Below are 15573 nucleotides of genomic sequence, written 5' to 3'. Positions count from 1 at the left end.
AGCTCGTCCCTTCACACGGGTGCCTATCCGATCGTCCGCTCAAGCACACTCAGCCAGTTCCGATAAGCGATCTTCTCGATCAGCGCGCGGCCGAAACCGCGCGCGGCGAGCGCGTCGATGAGCTTGGGCAGGCCGGCGACGTCGCCGATAGGGGCCGGGATCATGGCGCCGTCGAAATCCGAGCCTAGCCCGACGCCGTCTTCGCCCAGCGCCTGCAACAGCGAGTCGATGTGGCGCACCATGATATCGATACTGGTGTCGGCGTTCATGCGGCCGTCCTCGCGCAGGAAGCCGGTGGCGAAATTCAGGCCGACCATGCCGCCGGTCTCGCGGATCGCGCCAAGCTGCCAGTCGGTCAAATTGCGCGAATGGCCGCAGATCGCATGCACGTTGGAATGGGTGGCGACCAGCGGCGCATCGCTAAGATCGGCCACGTCGCGAAACCCCTTCTCGTTGAGATGCGAGAGGTCGATCATGATCCTGAGCTTGTTGCAGGCCTTGACCAGCGCCTTGCCGGCATCGGTGAGGCCGGGACCGGTGTCCGGCGACGAGGGAAAGCGGAACGGCACGCCGCTGCCGAAAGCATTCGGGCGGCTCCAGACAATGCCCAGCGAACGCAGGCCGGCGGCGTGCAGCACGTCGAGCATGGCAAGCTCGGGATCGATCGCCTCGACGCCTTCGATATGGAACACCGCCGCGATCGAGCCCTTCGCCATCGCGTCGCGCACATCGCCGGCGCTGCGGCAGACGGTCAGCGCCCCGGCGCGCTCCAGCCGGAACAGGATCGAGGCCATGCCGATGGTCGAGGTGATCGCCTCGGCCTGCGGCAATTCCGGCGGCAGGGGCTCATTGTCGCTCGGCGCCGGCGGTACCGCGCTGCGTTTGCTCTTTTCGACCGGCGGCGGAAAGATCGCGAACATGCCGCCGGCAAAGCCGCCCTTCCTGGCGCGCGGCAGGTCGATATGGCCGCCCGGCGTTCCCTCGATGAACAGCTTTTCAACGTCCGCTCCCTTCGACTGGTAGAGCCGAAGCAGCGTGTCGTTATGTCCGTCGAAAACGGGGATCAAATCGGTATCGGTCATCGGGGGAGCCATTCAAATCGGTGACGGGCGGGACAACAAGTTTCGTCCGAGCGAACCGTCAACTTAGGCAAGATGGCCGGGCGGCGCAAATGCCAGGCCAGCGCTTTTCCTTCTCCCACAAGGGGAGAAGGAAAGAACTCACTGCTTCAGCACATCCGCCCATTCCGGATGGCGACGGAACTGGGCGTTGGCGAAGGGGCAGAGCGGGATGATCTTCTTGCCGGCGGCGCGCGCATCCTCGACCGCGCGGGTGACGAGCCGAAGCCCGGCGCCTTGGCCGCGAAAGACGTCCGGCACCTCGGTGTGGTCGATGATCAGCTGATGCTCGCCGATCTTGGTGAAGGTCATCTCGGCCTCGGCGCCGCCGGGTCCGCGCAGCACGTAGCGCCCCTTGGAGCCGCGGTCCTCCAGTTCGATCTCGGGCAGCTGGTCAGCCATTGATCTTGCCTCCTTCGGCAGCGGGCGCCGGAGCAAAGAGCCGCTGCGCCGCCGCGATTTCGTTTGGCCGAACCTCATGCCCGCCGTCGTGCCATTCCACTGTGACATCGGCGCCGTCGGCGCGCAAATAGGCCTCGAGCCGCGACGTCAGATTGGGCGGGCAGATCGGATCGCGCCTGCCTGCCGTGATCAGGATGTGGCGGCCGGCAAGGCTTCCCTGCACTTGAGGCTCGAACGGGATCAGCGGATGCATCAGCGCCGTGGCATCGAACAGGCCGGGCTCGGCGAACACCACCGACGCCAGGATGTTGGCGCCGTTGGAGTAGCCGAGGCCGAACACCGCCGGCGGTTTTGCCGCCTCGACATGCGCCTTGACGAAGCCCGCCATCTTCGATGTCGCGCGCGCCAGGTCGTCCATGTCGTAGACGCCCTCGCCGGTGCGGCGGAAGAAGCGGGCAGCGCCTTGCTCCGACACGTCGCCGCGCGGCGAGATGATCGTCGCCGAAGGGAGAAGCTCACGGCCGAAACCAAGAAGCTGATTCTCGTCCGCGCCGGTGCCGTGGAAGACGAAGAGCAGCGGACTGCCCGGCGAACCGGGCAGCACCTTGTGGATGTAAGCGTCCTTGCTCATGGCCTTAGTCCTCCAGCTTCTGCAGGTGCTGTTCGAGATAGGGCCTCAGATGCTGGTGCTGCGTCGGCAGCTTCAGCGCCTCGCCGAGATGCGCAGTGTCCTCGTCGCGGTCGAAGCCCGGCTCGTTGGTCGACACCTCGAACAGAACGCCTCCCGGCGTGCGGAAATAGATCGCCCAGAAGTAGTCGCGATCGATGACCGGCGTCACGCCATAACCCGTGTCGACCAGCGCCTTGCGCACCTCGAGCTGCCTGGCGCGGTCCTCGACCGCGAAGGCGACGTGATGCACCGAGCCGGCGCCGAGATTGGCAAAGCCGGCGCCCGGCAGCGATTCGATGTCGACGACATCGGCGCCGTTGCCGTTCTTGATCGCAAGCCGGCGGATATTGCCGGATTTGTCGACTTCCTCATAGCCCATGAACTTCAAGAGCTCCTCGGTGGCGCCGCCATCCTTCAGGCGCAGCGAAACCGAATGAAAGCCGCGGATCGCCTCGTCGCCGGGAACTCCGCCCTTGACCCAGGGCGCCCTGCTGTCGGCCTTGTCCTCGACGAGCGCAAAGCTGTCGCCATCGGGACCGGTGAAGGTGAGCCGCTGTTCGCCAAAACTTTCGCCGCGGGCAGCATTGCCCACGCCCTCGTCGGTGAAGCGCTTTTCCCAATAGGCGAGCGTGCCTTCCGGCACCGAGAAGACCGTGGCGCCGACTTCGCCGACGCCATGCCGGCCCCGGGCGATATCGGGAAACGGGAAATAAGTCATCACCGAGCCCGGCGTGCCGATCTCGTCGGCATAATAGAGATGGTAGACATCCGGCGCGTCGAAATTGACCGTCTTCTTGACCCGGCGCAGGCCGAGCTTTTTCGTGAAGAACTCATTGTTGCGGCGTGCGTCGCTGGCCATCGAAGTGACGTGATGCAGCCCCTTGATCTGATTGAGCATGATTATGCCCCTTCCCTTGTTCTTTATGCGGCCCTCGCCGCTCTCCACCCCAATATGAGGATAGCCCGGCCAACGGCAAAGCGGGCAAACACAGAATGGACTGTTTTATAAAAGTGAACGACCGCCTAAATATGTTCACCGAACTATCACCAGCGTCGGCTTGCAACGCAGTGATTTTCCGTTCCATCTGGGCGCTTTCGCAGGGAGACAATCTTGGACGATTCGCCGAGCCGCCCGAATGTTCTCCTCATCACTTGCGACCAGTGGCGTGGCGATTGCCTGTCGGCCGCCGGCCATCCGGTGGTAAAGACGCCGAATGTGGATGCGCTCGCCGCCGAAGGCGTGCTCTTCCGGCGCCACTATGGCGGAGCCGCGCCTTGCTCGCCGGCCCGCGCCTGCCTTTACACCGGGCTCTACCAGATGAACAATCGCGTCTGCCGCAACGGCACGCCGCTCGATGCTCGCCACGGCAACATTGCGCTTTCGGCGCGCGCGGCGGGCTACGACCCGACCTTGTTCGGCTACACCGATGTCTCGCTCGATCCGCGCCAGCTTGCGGCCGGGGATCCGCGTCTGCGCAGCTATGAAGGCGTGCTGCCCGGCTTCACCGTGCGCCAGTCCTTGCCGGAGCACCAGACGCAATGGCTGTCATGGCTGCGAGCGCAAGGCATCGATACAAGCGGCGGCAGCCCGGATATCCATCGTCCCGCAGGCGGGCAGGCCAAAGGCGACCTGACCAACGGGCCGCCGGTCTATTCAAAAGACCAGACGCCGACCGCGTTCTTGACCGGCGAATTCATCCGCTGGCTTGGCGAGCAGGAGAAAAGCGCGTCATGGTTCGCGCACATCTCGCTCATCAGCCCGCACCCGCCCTTCATCGTGCCGGAACCCTACAACTCCATGTACGACCCGGCTGAAGGTCCCGCTTTCAAGCGCGCGGCAAGCTGGCAGGCCGAAGCCGGGAGCCACCCCTACCTCGCCTACGATCTCGCCAGGCAGAAGAGGAGAAAATTCGTCCCCGGCATCGAGGGCAAAGTGCCGGATTGGAGCGAGGAGAACTTCCGCCGCATCCGCGCGATCTATTATGGCATGATCTCCGAGGTCGACGCGCAACTCGGCCGCGTCTGGCAAGCGATCAAATCAGCCGGCGCCTGGGACGACACCGTCATCGTGCTCACCTCAGACCATGCCGAGATGATGGGCGACCATTTCATGCTCGGCAAAGGCGGCTTCTTCGATGCCAGCTACCATATTCCGCTGATCATTCGCGATCCGCGCCGAAGCGCCGCCGCCGGCGCATCCGTTGACCGCTTCACCGAGGCCGTCGACATCTTCCCGACCTTGCTCGATCTGATCGGCGCCGCGCCGGAGCCGCATCTCGACGGCAGGTCGCTGGCGCCATGGATCGACGGCAACCAGCCGGAAACCTGGCGTGATGCAGCGCATTGGGAATTCGATTTCCGCTCAATCGCCGATGGCGAAGCCGAGCGCCATTTCGGCATCGGATCGCGCGCCTGCAACCTCGCCGTCATCCGCACGGCGGACTTCAAATACGTGCATTTCGGCGGCCGCCTGCCGCCGCTTCTCTTCGACCTGTCGAAAGACCCGGGCGAGCTGAACAATGCGGCTGACGATCCGGCCTATCTGCCGATGCGGCTGGAACTCGCCGAGAGGATGCTCGCCTGGCGCGCCGCTCATCTGGACCAGTCGCTGGCGCTGGCGGAACTGACGGATGATGGCGTGGTGGGATATGTGAGTAGGGCAGTAAGGGAGTAGGGCAGTAAGGCAGTATGCTCAGAGCCCTGCTACTGCCCTACTGCCCTACTGCCCTACTGCCCTATTCCCTTACTTCAACACCATCCGCTGCTGATCCCGCTTCGCGGCATAACTGCTCTTGTCATAGGCCGTCTGCGCCTGCAGCTGTTCCTTGGTGAAGTTGGTGTAGAGATATTTCTTGCCGTTCTTGTCGGTCATGAATTTGAGCTTGTCCATGCCGAGCGCCACTTCCTTGGCGCCAACGCCGAGGAAGCCGCCAACATCGACGATCACCGCGTCGGGCTTGTTGTCGGGCGTCAGCACGACGTCGCCGATCGAGCCGATTTCGGCGTCGTTCGCCCCATAAACCGTCGTGCCCTTGAGATCGTCGCCGCGGATGTTGCCCATCGGCATTTCGGTCAGCGTCGACTTGTCGATGGACGCGGTCTTGGTCTGGTCGGTGGCGGCGGTGCCGTTGTCGGCAGGCTTGTTCTCAGCCGTGCTCGAAGCGGGCGGCGTCGCAGGCTTGTTCTCAGCCGTCGATTGGGCTGGCTGAGCCGGCTTGGCGCCCTTGTCGGAGGTCGTGTCCGAAGAGGCCACCGCGGGCGTGGTCTTGACCGGCGCATTGTTCGCGGCCGCCGTCGACCCGGGAGCCGGATCATAGGCCTTGCGGTTGAAGTCGGGCTGCGCCTGCAGCGCCTCCTTCGTCGTCTCGGCCACCAGCCAGCGGTCACCGTTCTTCTCCGCCCATTGTGCTTTGGCGAAGTCGTAAGTGACATTCTTCGTGCCGATGCCGAGGAAACCGCCGACGCCGATCACCAGCGAGTCGGCCTTGCCGTCCTTGGCAAGCACGATGTCCTTCACGTCGCCGATCTTCTGGGCATCGTCCGCGGTGCCGTTATAGACCGACTCGCCCATGATGTTGGTGGCGAGGTTGCCTTCCGCCTTCTTCACCGGTTCGGCCGGTGCGGCCGCCGGGGCCTGAGTTGCAGTCGTGTTGCCGGCGGGCTGTGTAGCGTCGGCCGACTGCGCCGGCGGCGGATCGTAAGGCCTGCGATCGAACGCCGGCGAAGCGTTCAGCTCATCCTTGGTGGTCTTCGCCACCAGCCAGCGGTCGCCGTTCTTCTCGGCCCACTCCAGCTTGCTGTAGTCGAAGGCGACGTCCTTCGTGCCGACGCCAAGAAAGCCTCCGACCCCGATAATGGCGGACTTCGCCTTGCCGGCGGAATCGAAGACGACATCGTCGACCTTGCCGATGTCCTGGGCATCGTCGCCGGTGCCGTTATAGACGGACTCGCCGATAATGTTGGTCATCAGCGCGCCATCGGCGCGCATGACCGGGGCCGGGTTTTCGGCTGCGGGGGCCTGCGCGGGGGCGGGCGTTGTCGTCTGCGCAAAAGCGCCGGTTGCAAGCAGCGTTGCAAGCGCTGTTGTCGCAAAAAGAGTGCGGATCATGACGGTCTCTCCTCGTGCCTGATTTCGTGCATGACGCCTGCCGCCCAGGCCTCGGATCGGCCGGTCGGAAGCGCCATTGTCGACAGCTTCACAACGTTGTGACCGTTGACGTTGTTCCCAAACGCCCCGCCGGCCCCGCCGCTCTGATCCCGGCTCCCGGGGAACCTTTGCGCCGGCACTTTCGTTTCAGCCTTCGGCTGAGGCGTCATTCAGCCCTAGGTGCCGAAAACGACACGGAGCGTGTATGCGGTTTGCTGCGGTGCTGAACCAGGACAGCGGCATGCTCCGCACCATCGACATCCAGGCTTTTTCCGATCAGCTGCGTCAGATACTCGAAGCTGCCGGACATTCCGTTCAGATCGAAATCGTCGCCGGTCGTGACATCGCCGCGGCGTTGGAAAAGGCCATTGCGAAGCGGCGCGTCGACGTCATCCTCGCCGGCGGCGGCGACGGCACGATTTCCACGGCCGCCTCTCTTCTCATGAACAAGAAAAAAGCCTTGGCCATTCTGCCGGCCGGTACGATGAACCTCTTCGCGCGCGGCCTCGGCATTCCGCAAACCCTGGAGGCTGCGTTGAAGTCTTTCGCCGATGGCGAGGTGATCGCCGTCGATATGGCGAGCGCCAACGGCCGGCCTTTCGTGCATCAGTTCTCGGTCGGCATGCATGCCAAGATGGTTCAGCTTCGCGAGGCCATGGATTTCGGTTCGCGCCTTGGAAAAATGCGGGCTTCCATTCGTGCCGCATGGGCAACGATCAAGAACCCGCCCGCGCTCAAGGTGAGCCTGACTGTCGGCAAGGCCGAGATCGTCACCCGCACGTCCGGCATCGGCATCTCCAACAATCTGTTCGGCGAAGGCCATCTGCCCTATGCAGACAACCCGGCCGGCGGCGTGCTCGGCATCTATGTCAGCGTCGCGCGCCGGCGTCACCACCTCGCCAAGCTGCTGCTGGACATGCTGCGCGGCAGGCTGCGCCAGAGCGCGCATGTCGAAGTTCATCAGGCTGGCAAGGCTGTGCTGAAAATCCACTCGCCGATCAGGAAGTTCAGCGCTGTCCTGGATGGCGAATTGATCAGGCTCGAGCGCGAAACGACGATTGAAATTCACCCCGGTGCGCTAAAGGTGCTCGTTCCGGCAAGCAATGCGCAGGCGCAAGCGGCATGATGAGGTCAGCCGCCCTGGACGGGTTTCTGAGCCGCGGGCGGCGCTTCGGGCACCGCCTGCTGCGTCGCCGGCGACTTGATCAGCTCTCCATAAATCTCGACTGCCCCCCACGCGATGAAGGCGAGCAGCAGCCCGGCGACGAGGATTCTGAGGGCATGCCAGCCCCAATGTCCTTGGCGCGCTTTGTCTTCTGGTACGATCTTGGTCACCATCGGCCTCCATATCGCGCTGCGGCGGGCGCCTCAGGCGGGTAACGGGTTCTGTTTCGGAAGGTTCCGAACCCGGTGGAGGGGATCAGCGATCCCGAAAATTTGAGCCTAAGACATCTCTTCCGGGTCCGGCCTGGGTGGCGTGGGTTTGGCGTTCTCCCGATAGATGGCATAGGCGACGACCGCCAGGGCGGGCGCGACAACGGCTCCCAATCCGCCCTTGCTCTTGGCAAGCGCCGGAAGCAGGGCAAGCGCCGCGGCGATGCCCACCGCCGTCATGTCGGCCTGGCGCCGTCTGGCCCGCCGCCTGCTGCGCATACTGGCCGTCAGCTTGTGAACGACAAGAATGAGCCCGGCAACCACCAGGAACCCGATGCCGAAGCCGAGACTGGTCGCCAGCGGCCCGTAGCGCGCCGCCAGCCAGATATAGGCTGCGCCGATGAGGAAGCCGACGCCGCACAGGGCAAAAATGGCGGCAAGCCCGTAAAGGATTGCCGCCATCCGCGCTCTTTGCAGAGCCGCCATGGCCTCGCCCGAGGCAAGGGCCGAGATCAACGAGACAAGCGCCCCCATCTGAGGCTAGCGGCGGGAAAGAAGGGCGAAGAGGAAGCCGACGCCTGCCGCGATCGCCAGCGACGTCACCGGCTTCTCGCGCACCTTGGCGATCAGCTGCGCTTCTATATCCTCGGCGCTTCCCCGCACGCTCTCGAATGCAGCTTCGCCCTGCGCGCGCAATTGTTCGACGCCATCCGCAGCGGCGCGACGAGCCGCTCCATAGCCGTGTTGACCCGTCTTGGCGAGTTGCTCGGTGAGTTTCTGGATATCCGCTTTCAGCTGCTCGATATCGGCCTCGAGTTCGGCGGTGGTTGCTTCGTTCGTCGCGGATTTGCCGGCAGCGGTTGCCATTCTCTAACTCCTTGGGTTTGCTTCGGTTTCAACGTGCGTCCGGGGCCAAGGTTCCGGGCTCGGTCAAATGCCCTGGTTCAGCGGCCTGCGCCGGCGCGGCGAGCCCGGCTGGCGAAGAAGGCGACGAGATAGGCGGCACGTTCGAGCGGCGCGGTCGCCCCCTTGTCGACTGCCAATTCACCACGCTTGAAGGTGCTTATAAATGACAATTCCTGCTTGTCGAATTCGCGAAAGGCGGGCAACGGTCGCAGTGGGCACTTTTCGCAAGAGTATTGACGACTGGCGACGGAATGTGTGCTTTGGCCGGACATTTCGACCCCTCTTCGAAATCCCTGCCCTGATGGGCGCATAGGAACGCTTGAGACCGGTACGGGTTCCGCCGGGCGTCACGCCCATGTCTTTTTACCGGGCGTCACGCCCATGTCTTTTTTAAATGACACGTTGGCAGATTCCGCGCATGAGTGCGGCCCTGCCGAGGAGACACCCATAAGTGCCAGCATTGCTTGACGGACTCCGTATCCTCGTCCTGGAAGACGAGATCCTGATCGCGATGGATCTCGAGCAGCTTTGCCGGGACCACGGCGCCGCGGATGTGACGATCGCGCGCGAGCTGGCGGAGATCGACGAGCAGGCGCTGCCTTCCCGCTTCGACGCAGCTATTGTCGATCTGATGCTCGGCGCAGTCTCGACCCTGGATTTCGCCGCGGGGTTGCGCAACGAGGGTGTGCCGTTCGTATTCGCCTCCGGCTATTCGGATCCAGACGAATTGAGGAGTTCGTTCCCGGACATTCGGCTGTTGACCAAGCCATATTCAGGCGAGGATCTGATCGAGGCCGTCGCGGCGGCATGCGGCCGGGTTGCCCCAACCTGACGACAATCGCCCCAGCAAGCACCAAGGGTGATGATTCGGCTCACGCCGCGTTGGAACCCGTCACCTGCGCCGAGATCGCGTCGGGCCCGAATTCGTCCTCGCCGGAAATCTTGAGGATCTCCTGCAGCCTTGTGCGTGCCCGACTGACACGGCTCTTGATCGTGCCGACCGCGCAGCCGCAGATTTCGGCGGCTTCCTCGTAGGAAAAGCCAGAAGCGCCGATCAGGATGATGGCTTCGCGCTGGTCCTCGGGCAGTTGCTCGAGCGCGCCGCGGAAATCCTTGAGGTCGAGCTGGCCGTGCTGGGCCGGGTGAACGGCGAGCCTGGCTGTCATGATGCCGTCGCTGTCTTGCACTTCGCGGCCGCGCTTGCGCATCTGCGAATAGAATTCGTTGCGCAGTATGGTGAACAGCCAGGCCTTGAGGTTGGTGCCCGGCTGGAAACTCTCATGCTTGTCCCAAGCCTTGACCAGCGTTTCCTGGACGAGGTCGTCGGCCCGGTCGGCATTCTGCGTCAGCGACACGGCGAAAGCACGCAGGCTCGGGATCGCACCGAGCAGCTCGGTCTTGAAGCTTTGGGATACCGCCGCCATGCCTCAGTCCTTTTTCTGGGCAGGTTCGGTTTGTTCCAGTTGGCTGAGCAACTGAGCGAAGCGGTCCGGCACACGGTCCGAGACCAACTCGTCATAATATTGCTTGAGCTTGCGGGCGATTTCGGAGTTTGCTCCAAGCGGGTTGCCATCCCCGTTCCGATGCCTGCTTGCGGCATCAGCCATCCGTTTCTTTGACATTTCTTTCATACTAGCCCTAGTTTCCAGCACCCGAAACCGCTCTTCGACTGCAAACCCCAACGCAAGCGGAACCCTCGTCTGGTTGCCCATCCCGAGACCCCCAAACGCCGGCGTGCTAATTTAGTTCCAGAGCCTGCGGAACTTTTTCTGAAAGCCGGCGTTTGATTTTTTGGGGCTGGCAATCAGTGTGGCCTTGAATGTTCAACGTCATCTGAGGGAGACGTAACAATGAGTTTGTCCGCAACCATCGCCCCGCATCTTCCGTTCCTGCGCCGCTTCTCGCGCGCTGTATCGGGATCGCAGGAGAGCGGTGATGCGCTGGTCGCCGCGATGCTGGAAGCCATCATAGCCGATACCAACATCTTCCCCGAAGCCTCCAGCGACCGTATAGCGCTATACAAGGTTTTCGCCAGGCTGTTCACGTCCGTGGCCATCCGCGTGCCGCAGGAACAGGCACAGACCGCTTGGGAACAGCGGGCCGCGGCCAACCTGAACGCGATCGCGCCCCTGCCGAGGCAGGCTTTCCTTCTCGTTGCCGTCGAGGGCTTCAGCGAGGACGAGGCGGCGGAAATTCTCGATGTCGACGAGGATGAGTTCTCGCAGTTGCTTGCCCAGGCAAGCAACGAGATTTCCCGGCAGATCGCGACCGACGTGCTGATCATCGAGGACGAGCCGCTGATTGCCATGGACATTGAGGAGATGGTCGAAAGCCTCGGCCACCGCGTCGTTGGCACGGCGCGCACGCATGCCGAAGCGGTGGCTATGTTCGGCAAGACACGGCCGAAAATGGTTCTGGCCGACATCCAGCTCGCCGACGGCAGCTCGGGCATCGAAGCCGTCAACGAGATTTTGTCCTCGACGCCGGTGCCAGTGATTTTCATCACTGCCTTCCCCGAGCGTCTGCTGACCGGCGAGCGCCCCGAGCCGGCCTTCCTGGTCACCAAGCCCTTCAATCCCGACATGGTCAAGGCGTTGATCAGCCAGGCCCTGTTCTTCGACCGGCAGGCCAAAGCCGCCGCCTGATCCCTTCCGCAGCCCAGACCTTGGGCGTCACGCGAGGCCTTCGCGCTCCGTGTGACGCTTGTCTGTTTGCGGCCTGAAAAGCCCTTTCAAGGGGATCGTCTTTTTCAGCAAATGGTGGAACAAACGACACCGAGCCACGTTCTTTTCCCGACATAAGAAGGAGACGCATTATGCTGTATTGGGCGCTCGTGTTCCTCGTAGTTGCGATTATCGCCGGCGCGCTTGGGTTCGGCGGCATCGCCGGCACATCGGCAGGCATTGCGCAGATCCTGTTCTTCATCTTCCTCGCCTTCCTGGTGATTTCGCTCATCGCAGGTCTCTTCAGGAGAGCCTGACCGCAACACTGGAAGCCGCACCCCTCAAACGGTTTCCAGCCACCGCCGGACGGCGCCTCGAAAGAGCACCGTCCGGCGGACCGTTTTTGGAGAGCCCGCAATTTCTAGGCCTCGATACCGTGCGGAACCAGTTGCGGATTGAGCCGTTCAAGGACCGAGCGCGGGATGTTCCAATGTCTTCCGAGGATCCCACGAAGGACAGGGTTGAAAAACAGGACGGCGAAGTGATCGCGATCCATCCAGCCGAAAGCGGGATGCAGCTGGGGCGCGCATTGCTCCATGCCCTGCACAATGCGGGAATTTCGGTTCTCTACCAGGATCGGCAGATGAAAACGGTCTGGGCGCGCAATATGAGCGCGCCGTGGGCGTCCGAAACCGCCGACGGCAAGGATATGCTTTCGCCGGCGCAGGCCGAACGCATAAGAGCCGCCAAACTCAAGGTCATCGAATCCGGCAACGCGGACCAGTTTGAGCTCGGCATTCCGGGAAGCCAGGGCGTCCGCTGGTTCCAGCTTTGGATCGACGCCGACCGCGGCGACGGCAACGAAGTCCTCGGCGTCGTCACCACCATGGTGGAGACGACGGAGCAGAAACGCCGTGAGCAGACGCTGAAGACATTGTTGCGCGAAGTCAGCCATCGATCGAAGAATCTCCTGGCCATCATCCAGAGCATCGCCACCCAGACCGGGCGCTATACCGAGACGCTGGGTGAGTTCCTGGCGCGGTTTCGCGGCCGGCTGCAATCGCTCGCTTCCTCGCAGGACCTGGTCACATCCTCCAACTGGCGAGGGGCGGCACTGCAGGAACTCATATCCGGCCAGGTCGGCCGCTACAGCAGCGATTTGGCGCAAAGCCTGCGGTTCGCGGGCGAAAATCCTTATCTCAATCCCAACGCCGCCCTGCACATCGGCTTGGCGATGCACGAATTGGCCGTGAACTCCGTGAGCTACGGCGCGCTGTCGCGGCCGGACGGCCACGTCGAGGTGCGCGCCAGGCTCGAGGCTGAAGACGGAACCTCGCCCAACCTTTTGCTGACCTGGACGGAGGCGGTCGGCGACGCGCCGCGCAATGAGAAGCGCTTCGGCAGCGTCGCGCTGGAGCGCGTGGTGCCGATGTCGCTGAATGGCTCCGCGACGCTCGAAATCGGCAAGGACCGGATGGAATACCGCCTCACCGTCCCGCACGGGAATTTCGAGACGGATTGATTGCGCCGCCGTTGGCGCGGCGCTTTGCCGGCGAAGGCTTAACCGGCTGTTCACCATAAAGTCCGATCCTATGCTCCCGGCCAACGGATGCGCTGGAAACCCATCCGCGCCCGCCGCGCGACCTGGGAGATTGAAATGATGGTTGCCGACATGAACCGGCTGGAGCAGGCCGCCCGCGTCTCGATGAGCGGCTTCCAGGATGCCGAGCCGCCGCCCGCGCCGCGATCATCCGATCTTGTGCTACGCCTCGGCGCGATCGCGCTTCTTGCCGCCGTTGCCCTGACCGCGGTCTGGCAATTGTTCTGATCCCCTGCATGCGGCTTTGGCCAAAAGTGCACAGAAGAACGACGTCAAAACGAGACTTGAAGCGCGCCGCACGAATCCATTTCGACGCGCTTCAGCTCCAGCCCCGGATCGTCTGGCCCAGATCGCCTGGAACGCGCGGCCCCACGGCCCTTTGGTCGCATCTTTGGAGGTTTCGGGCATGCTTGTCGCGTCGAGCGGCAAGCGCTCCAAAAAGACTATCTTAAACAACAGTAAGATCGGGCAGGCAAAACAGGTTTTTTCATGCTAAATGGCTGTTGGCGCTGCCAAAAGTGAGGACAAAAGTGAGGAGCAATTCTATGCGGAAGATGATCATTGCCATGGTTGCCGTGGTCGCAGTCAGCGGCTGCACCACGACCGAGCAGGATGTCGTCGGCGGCGGCCTGATCGGCGCCGGTGTGGGCGGCCTGGTCGGTGGCGGCAAGGGTGCCCTGATCGGCGCGGCTGTCGGAGCCGGGTCGGGCCTCCTGGTCCGCAACCTGCGCAACGGCTACTGCCAGTATCGCGATCATCGCGGCCGGATCTACACGGCTCGCTGCAACTAATAGCGGAAAAGAACCGGAGGCCGGCTGCCGGCCTCCGGTTTCTCTTGAGTTGGATCGCTGTTCCCCGCCATCAGCGAGTCTTGCGCCGCTCACACGGCCAACGGGATTTTGATTTCCACCGTTAATCCGTCTGCGTGGTAGTCGCGCGCGATCGTGCCGCCCAACTCGCGCGTGACGTTGAGATCTATCAGCTTGGTGCCGAAGCCGGTCTTTTCCGGCGCTTCCAGGTTCTTCTGACCCGCTTCGCGCCAGTTCAGGACCAGCTCCCGCTCGCGGCCGCGCCCTTCGACGCTCCAATCGACCTTGAGGGCCCAGCTTCCCTTGACGGAATTGGCCGAGTTGCCGGCTTCGCCATATTTCAGCGCATTGGTGGCGAGTTCGTGGAAGGTCAGCCCGAGGGCCTGCGTCGTCGTCTCGTCGAGCAGCACTTGCGGCCCGGACAGCACGCCGTCGGGCAGGTCCTTGCCGAAAACCTGCCCGAGCTCGATGCGCAGGAGGTCACCAAGATCCGCCTTTTGCCAGCGCGAACGCGTAAGCATGTCCTGCGATGCGGCCATGGCCTGGAGGCGTGCCGAGAACGATGCCGAAAACTCCTTGACGTCGGTGGCTTGCGAGGCCGTCTGCCGCGCGATCGCCAGCACGCGGGTGATCGAATTCTTGATGCGATGCTTCATCTCCTGCAGGATCAGGTCCTTCTCCAGCAGGCTCTTTTCGGTCGCCTCGTGCAGCGCCGATTTCGCGTCATAGGCACGCTCCTGATAGCGCGCCACCAGGGCGATAGCCCCGGCAAGCAGCAGGCCGAACAGCCCGAGCATCACCGGAATGGCGCGTGAGGACGGTGGCTCGAAGGCACTTGTCGGCCTGAACAGCATGGTCCAGGGCCGGCCCGCGACGACAATATCGCGACGCGCCAAAAGCTTCGCGCCGATACGCTCCGCCGGCGGCGCTTCCGAGCGGAAAAGCAGTTTGCCGGCCTCCGGCTTGCCGTCATAGACCTCGACATTGACCGGCAGCAGCGGAGCTTTGCTGAGCGCCACCTGGAACAGATCGCGCGCGCGGAAGGCGGCGTAGAGAAAGCCGGAGGTCGAGGAACGGCTGGCATTGATGACATCCTGGGCCGTCTCCACGTTCAGCCGCACGAACACCAGGAATCCGGGGAAGGTCTGCGCCGCGCCGGTGGCCTGGCCGAGCTGGATAAGGCCGCTGGCATGCTGCTGGTCGTCGGCCATGGCCTTCTCGATCGCCAGCCGCCGCGCGGGGTCGCTGAACATATCAAAACCGATGGCCGACTGACTGGATGTATCGAGCGGCTCGAAAAGCACTATGGGCGTGCGCCACTCTTGCTGCGTGGTGGCCGGGTAGATCGGATGCGTCGAACCGTAGTCGTGCAGGATGTCGCGCTCGACCGCGGGCTCGTCGCCGGTCTTGGCGAGCCTGAGGAAGCCGATACCGCGCAGGCCGGCAAAGTTGTCGTCGATGTTCAACGCGGTGAAGAAGGCATTGAATTCGCCGCGCGTGATGTCGCCGTTGCGCGCATCGAACAGGGCCTGCGTCGAGCGCAGCAGCGACAGATGCAGGTCGATGCGGCTTTCGATGCGGCTGAGCGCATCGTCGGCGGTGCCTTCGAACTTGATGCGTGCTGCCTCCTGGGTCGCGAAATAGGCGAACCCCGCCATCGTCAGGCTGATCAGCGCGACGGCAATGAATGCGACGATCGGAAAGAGCTTCTTCAACGCAGGGTGCGGCCCATGGTGGTTGACCGCCTTTATGGGCAAGTCTGCGTTCCAAGACAATGGCGACGCCGAATCTCGCGTCGGTCGTCAAATTAGCCGATCGTGAATTAGCCAGCTAAATTACGGCCTTAATGCATGTCGCCCAGAAGTGTGCAGCGGTTCTGGGACA

The 15573-nt window shown here is 63.2% G+C and carries 19 protein-coding genes and 1 pseudogene; 8 read left to right on the top strand and 12 right to left on the bottom strand.

Translation table 11 applies throughout. The features are described 5' to 3' along the window. Positions 1–23 precede the first annotated feature (23 nt). The 4 genes from AC0L2L_RS13260 to AC0L2L_RS13245 form a co-directional block, all read right to left on the bottom strand. On the bottom strand, positions 24–1082 hold the full coding sequence (locus AC0L2L_RS13260; protein ID WP_473578939.1) for a dipeptidase: 1059 nt from the start codon (positions 1080–1082) through the stop codon (positions 24–26). Positions 1083–1220: 138 nt separating this feature from the next. After that, positions 1221–1520: a GNAT family N-acetyltransferase gene (locus AC0L2L_RS13255; RefSeq protein WP_027166574.1), complete on the bottom strand. Its 300-nt coding sequence runs from the start codon at positions 1518–1520 to the stop codon at positions 1221–1223. Then, positions 1513–2151, bottom strand: a complete 639-nt coding sequence (locus AC0L2L_RS13250) for an alpha/beta hydrolase (RefSeq protein WP_473578937.1) — start codon at positions 2149–2151, stop codon at positions 1513–1515. The genes AC0L2L_RS13255 and AC0L2L_RS13250 overlap by 8 nt, the downstream gene beginning before the upstream one ends. Positions 2152–2155: 4 nt before the next feature. Continuing rightward, complete coding sequence (locus tag AC0L2L_RS13245; protein WP_473578935.1) at positions 2156–3088, bottom strand: VOC family protein; 933 nt, start codon at positions 3086–3088, stop codon at positions 2156–2158. A gap of 213 nt (positions 3089–3301) precedes the next feature. On the opposite strand from AC0L2L_RS13245, the gene AC0L2L_RS13240 reads away from it, so the two are divergent. Further along, positions 3302–4864: an alkaline phosphatase family protein gene (locus AC0L2L_RS13240; RefSeq protein WP_473578933.1), complete on the top strand. Its 1563-nt coding sequence runs from the start codon at positions 3302–3304 to the stop codon at positions 4862–4864. A 69-nt stretch (positions 4865–4933) separates the two neighbouring features. Here the strand turns inward: AC0L2L_RS13240 and AC0L2L_RS13235 are convergent, their stop codons facing one another. Further along, positions 4934–6298, bottom strand: a complete 1365-nt coding sequence (locus AC0L2L_RS13235) for a PRC-barrel domain-containing protein (protein ID WP_473578931.1) — start codon at positions 6296–6298, stop codon at positions 4934–4936. Between the two features lie 244 nt (positions 6299–6542). On the opposite strand from AC0L2L_RS13235, the gene AC0L2L_RS13230 reads away from it, so the two are divergent. After that, complete coding sequence (locus AC0L2L_RS13230; RefSeq protein ID WP_473578929.1) at positions 6543–7463, top strand: diacylglycerol/lipid kinase family protein; 921 nt, start codon at positions 6543–6545, stop codon at positions 7461–7463. Between the two features lie 5 nt (positions 7464–7468). Here the strand turns inward: AC0L2L_RS13230 and AC0L2L_RS13225 are convergent, their stop codons facing one another. The 4 genes and pseudogenes from AC0L2L_RS13225 to AC0L2L_RS13210 form a co-directional block, all read right to left on the bottom strand. After that, the gene (locus tag AC0L2L_RS13225) at positions 7469–7672 is read right to left on the bottom strand and encodes a hypothetical protein (RefSeq protein WP_473579208.1); all 204 of its coding nucleotides are present in this window, start codon (positions 7670–7672) and stop codon (positions 7469–7471) included. Between the two features lie 108 nt (positions 7673–7780). Beyond that, positions 7781–8245, bottom strand: a complete 465-nt coding sequence (locus AC0L2L_RS13220) for a phage holin family protein (RefSeq protein WP_473578927.1) — start codon at positions 8243–8245, stop codon at positions 7781–7783. Positions 8246–8251: 6 nt separating this feature from the next. After that, complete coding sequence (locus AC0L2L_RS13215; RefSeq protein ID WP_473578926.1) at positions 8252–8578, bottom strand: ElaB/YgaM/YqjD family protein; 327 nt, start codon at positions 8576–8578, stop codon at positions 8252–8254. 140 nt (positions 8579–8718) lie between these two features. Next, positions 8719–8889 (bottom strand): annotated as a pseudogene (locus tag AC0L2L_RS13210) (Crp/Fnr family transcriptional regulator); the annotation flags it as partial. 179 nt (positions 8890–9068) lie between these two features. On the opposite strand from AC0L2L_RS13210, the gene AC0L2L_RS13205 reads away from it, so the two are divergent. Beyond that, entirely contained in the window at positions 9069–9449 is a 381-nt protein-coding gene (locus AC0L2L_RS13205) for a response regulator (RefSeq protein ID WP_473578925.1), read from the top strand. A gap of 40 nt (positions 9450–9489) precedes the next feature. On the opposite strand, the gene AC0L2L_RS13200 is transcribed toward AC0L2L_RS13205, so the two are convergent. Further along, a complete protein-coding gene (locus AC0L2L_RS13200; RefSeq protein ID WP_027166584.1) occupies positions 9490–10041 on the bottom strand; it encodes an RNA polymerase sigma factor in 552 nt (183 codons plus the stop codon). Positions 10042–10044: 3 nt separating this feature from the next. Beyond that, the gene (locus tag AC0L2L_RS13195) at positions 10045–10248 is read right to left on the bottom strand and encodes a NepR family anti-sigma factor (protein WP_027166585.1); all 204 of its coding nucleotides are present in this window, start codon (positions 10246–10248) and stop codon (positions 10045–10047) included. Between the two features lie 219 nt (positions 10249–10467). Here AC0L2L_RS13195 and AC0L2L_RS13190 point away from each other — a divergent pair, with 219 nt between their 5' ends. The 5 genes from AC0L2L_RS13190 to AC0L2L_RS13170 all read left to right on the top strand — a co-directional run bounded on the left by AC0L2L_RS13190 (position 10468) and on the right by AC0L2L_RS13170 (position 13671). Beyond that, complete coding sequence (locus AC0L2L_RS13190; RefSeq protein WP_473578924.1) at positions 10468–11262, top strand: response regulator; 795 nt, start codon at positions 10468–10470, stop codon at positions 11260–11262. Positions 11263–11432: 170 nt separating this feature from the next. Next, positions 11433–11597, top strand: coding sequence for a DUF1328 domain-containing protein (locus AC0L2L_RS13185; protein ID WP_018429836.1), 165 nt, complete (start codon positions 11433–11435; stop codon positions 11595–11597). Positions 11598–11770: 173 nt separating this feature from the next. Continuing rightward, positions 11771–12802 (top strand): sensor histidine kinase, encoded by a 1032-nt coding sequence (locus tag AC0L2L_RS13180; protein ID WP_473578923.1) that lies wholly within the window; start codon positions 11771–11773, stop codon positions 12800–12802. Between the two features lie 135 nt (positions 12803–12937). Continuing rightward, complete coding sequence (locus tag AC0L2L_RS13175) at positions 12938–13108, top strand: hypothetical protein (protein ID WP_473578922.1); 171 nt, start codon at positions 12938–12940, stop codon at positions 13106–13108. A 317-nt stretch (positions 13109–13425) separates the two neighbouring features. Next, entirely contained in the window at positions 13426–13671 is a 246-nt protein-coding gene (locus AC0L2L_RS13170; protein ID WP_027166589.1) for a YMGG-like glycine zipper-containing protein, read from the top strand. 89 nt (positions 13672–13760) lie between these two features. Here the strand turns inward: AC0L2L_RS13170 and AC0L2L_RS13165 are convergent, their stop codons facing one another. Further along, positions 13761–15404 (bottom strand): CHASE domain-containing protein, encoded by a 1644-nt coding sequence (locus tag AC0L2L_RS13165; protein WP_473579207.1) that lies wholly within the window; start codon positions 15402–15404, stop codon positions 13761–13763. Between the last annotated feature and the right edge of the window lie 169 nt (positions 15405–15573).

It is taken from the genome of Mesorhizobium sp. WSM4832, from assembly GCF_055811115.1.
This window is presented reverse-complemented; position numbering and strand designations above follow the sequence as displayed.

Bases quoted from the DNA above. Each gene is read 5' to 3' on its own strand.
- AC0L2L_RS13230 (WP_473578929.1), top strand. From the start codon at position 6,543: ATGCGGTTTGCTGCGGTGCTGAACCAGGACAGCGGCATGCTCCGCACC.
- AC0L2L_RS13185 (WP_018429836.1), top strand. From the start codon at position 11,433: ATGCTGTATTGGGCGCTCGTGTTCCTCGTAGTTGCGATTATCGCCGGC.
- AC0L2L_RS13250 (WP_473578937.1), bottom strand. From the start codon at position 2,151: ATGAGCAAGGACGCTTACATCCACAAGGTGCTGCCCGGTTCGCCGGGC.
- AC0L2L_RS13215 (WP_473578926.1), bottom strand. From the start codon at position 8,578: ATGGCAACCGCTGCCGGCAAATCCGCGACGAACGAAGCAACCACCGCC.
- AC0L2L_RS13180 (WP_473578923.1), top strand. From the start codon at position 11,771: ATGTCTTCCGAGGATCCCACGAAGGACAGGGTTGAAAAACAGGACGGC.
- AC0L2L_RS13175 (WP_473578922.1), top strand. From the start codon at position 12,938: ATGATGGTTGCCGACATGAACCGGCTGGAGCAGGCCGCCCGCGTCTCG.
- AC0L2L_RS13200 (WP_027166584.1), bottom strand. From the start codon at position 10,041: ATGGCGGCGGTATCCCAAAGCTTCAAGACCGAGCTGCTCGGTGCGATC.
- AC0L2L_RS13170 (WP_027166589.1), top strand. From the start codon at position 13,426: ATGCGGAAGATGATCATTGCCATGGTTGCCGTGGTCGCAGTCAGCGGC.
- AC0L2L_RS13190 (WP_473578924.1), top strand. From the start codon at position 10,468: ATGAGTTTGTCCGCAACCATCGCCCCGCATCTTCCGTTCCTGCGCCGC.
- AC0L2L_RS13220 (WP_473578927.1), bottom strand. From the start codon at position 8,245: ATGGGGGCGCTTGTCTCGTTGATCTCGGCCCTTGCCTCGGGCGAGGCC.
- AC0L2L_RS13195 (WP_027166585.1), bottom strand. From the start codon at position 10,248: ATGAAAGAAATGTCAAAGAAACGGATGGCTGATGCCGCAAGCAGGCAT.
- AC0L2L_RS13260 (WP_473578939.1), bottom strand. From the start codon at position 1,082: ATGACCGATACCGATTTGATCCCCGTTTTCGACGGACATAACGACACG.
- AC0L2L_RS13245 (WP_473578935.1), bottom strand. From the start codon at position 3,088: ATGCTCAATCAGATCAAGGGGCTGCATCACGTCACTTCGATGGCCAGC.
- AC0L2L_RS13255 (WP_027166574.1), bottom strand. From the start codon at position 1,520: ATGGCTGACCAGCTGCCCGAGATCGAACTGGAGGACCGCGGCTCCAAG.
- AC0L2L_RS13235 (WP_473578931.1), bottom strand. From the start codon at position 6,298: ATGATCCGCACTCTTTTTGCGACAACAGCGCTTGCAACGCTGCTTGCA.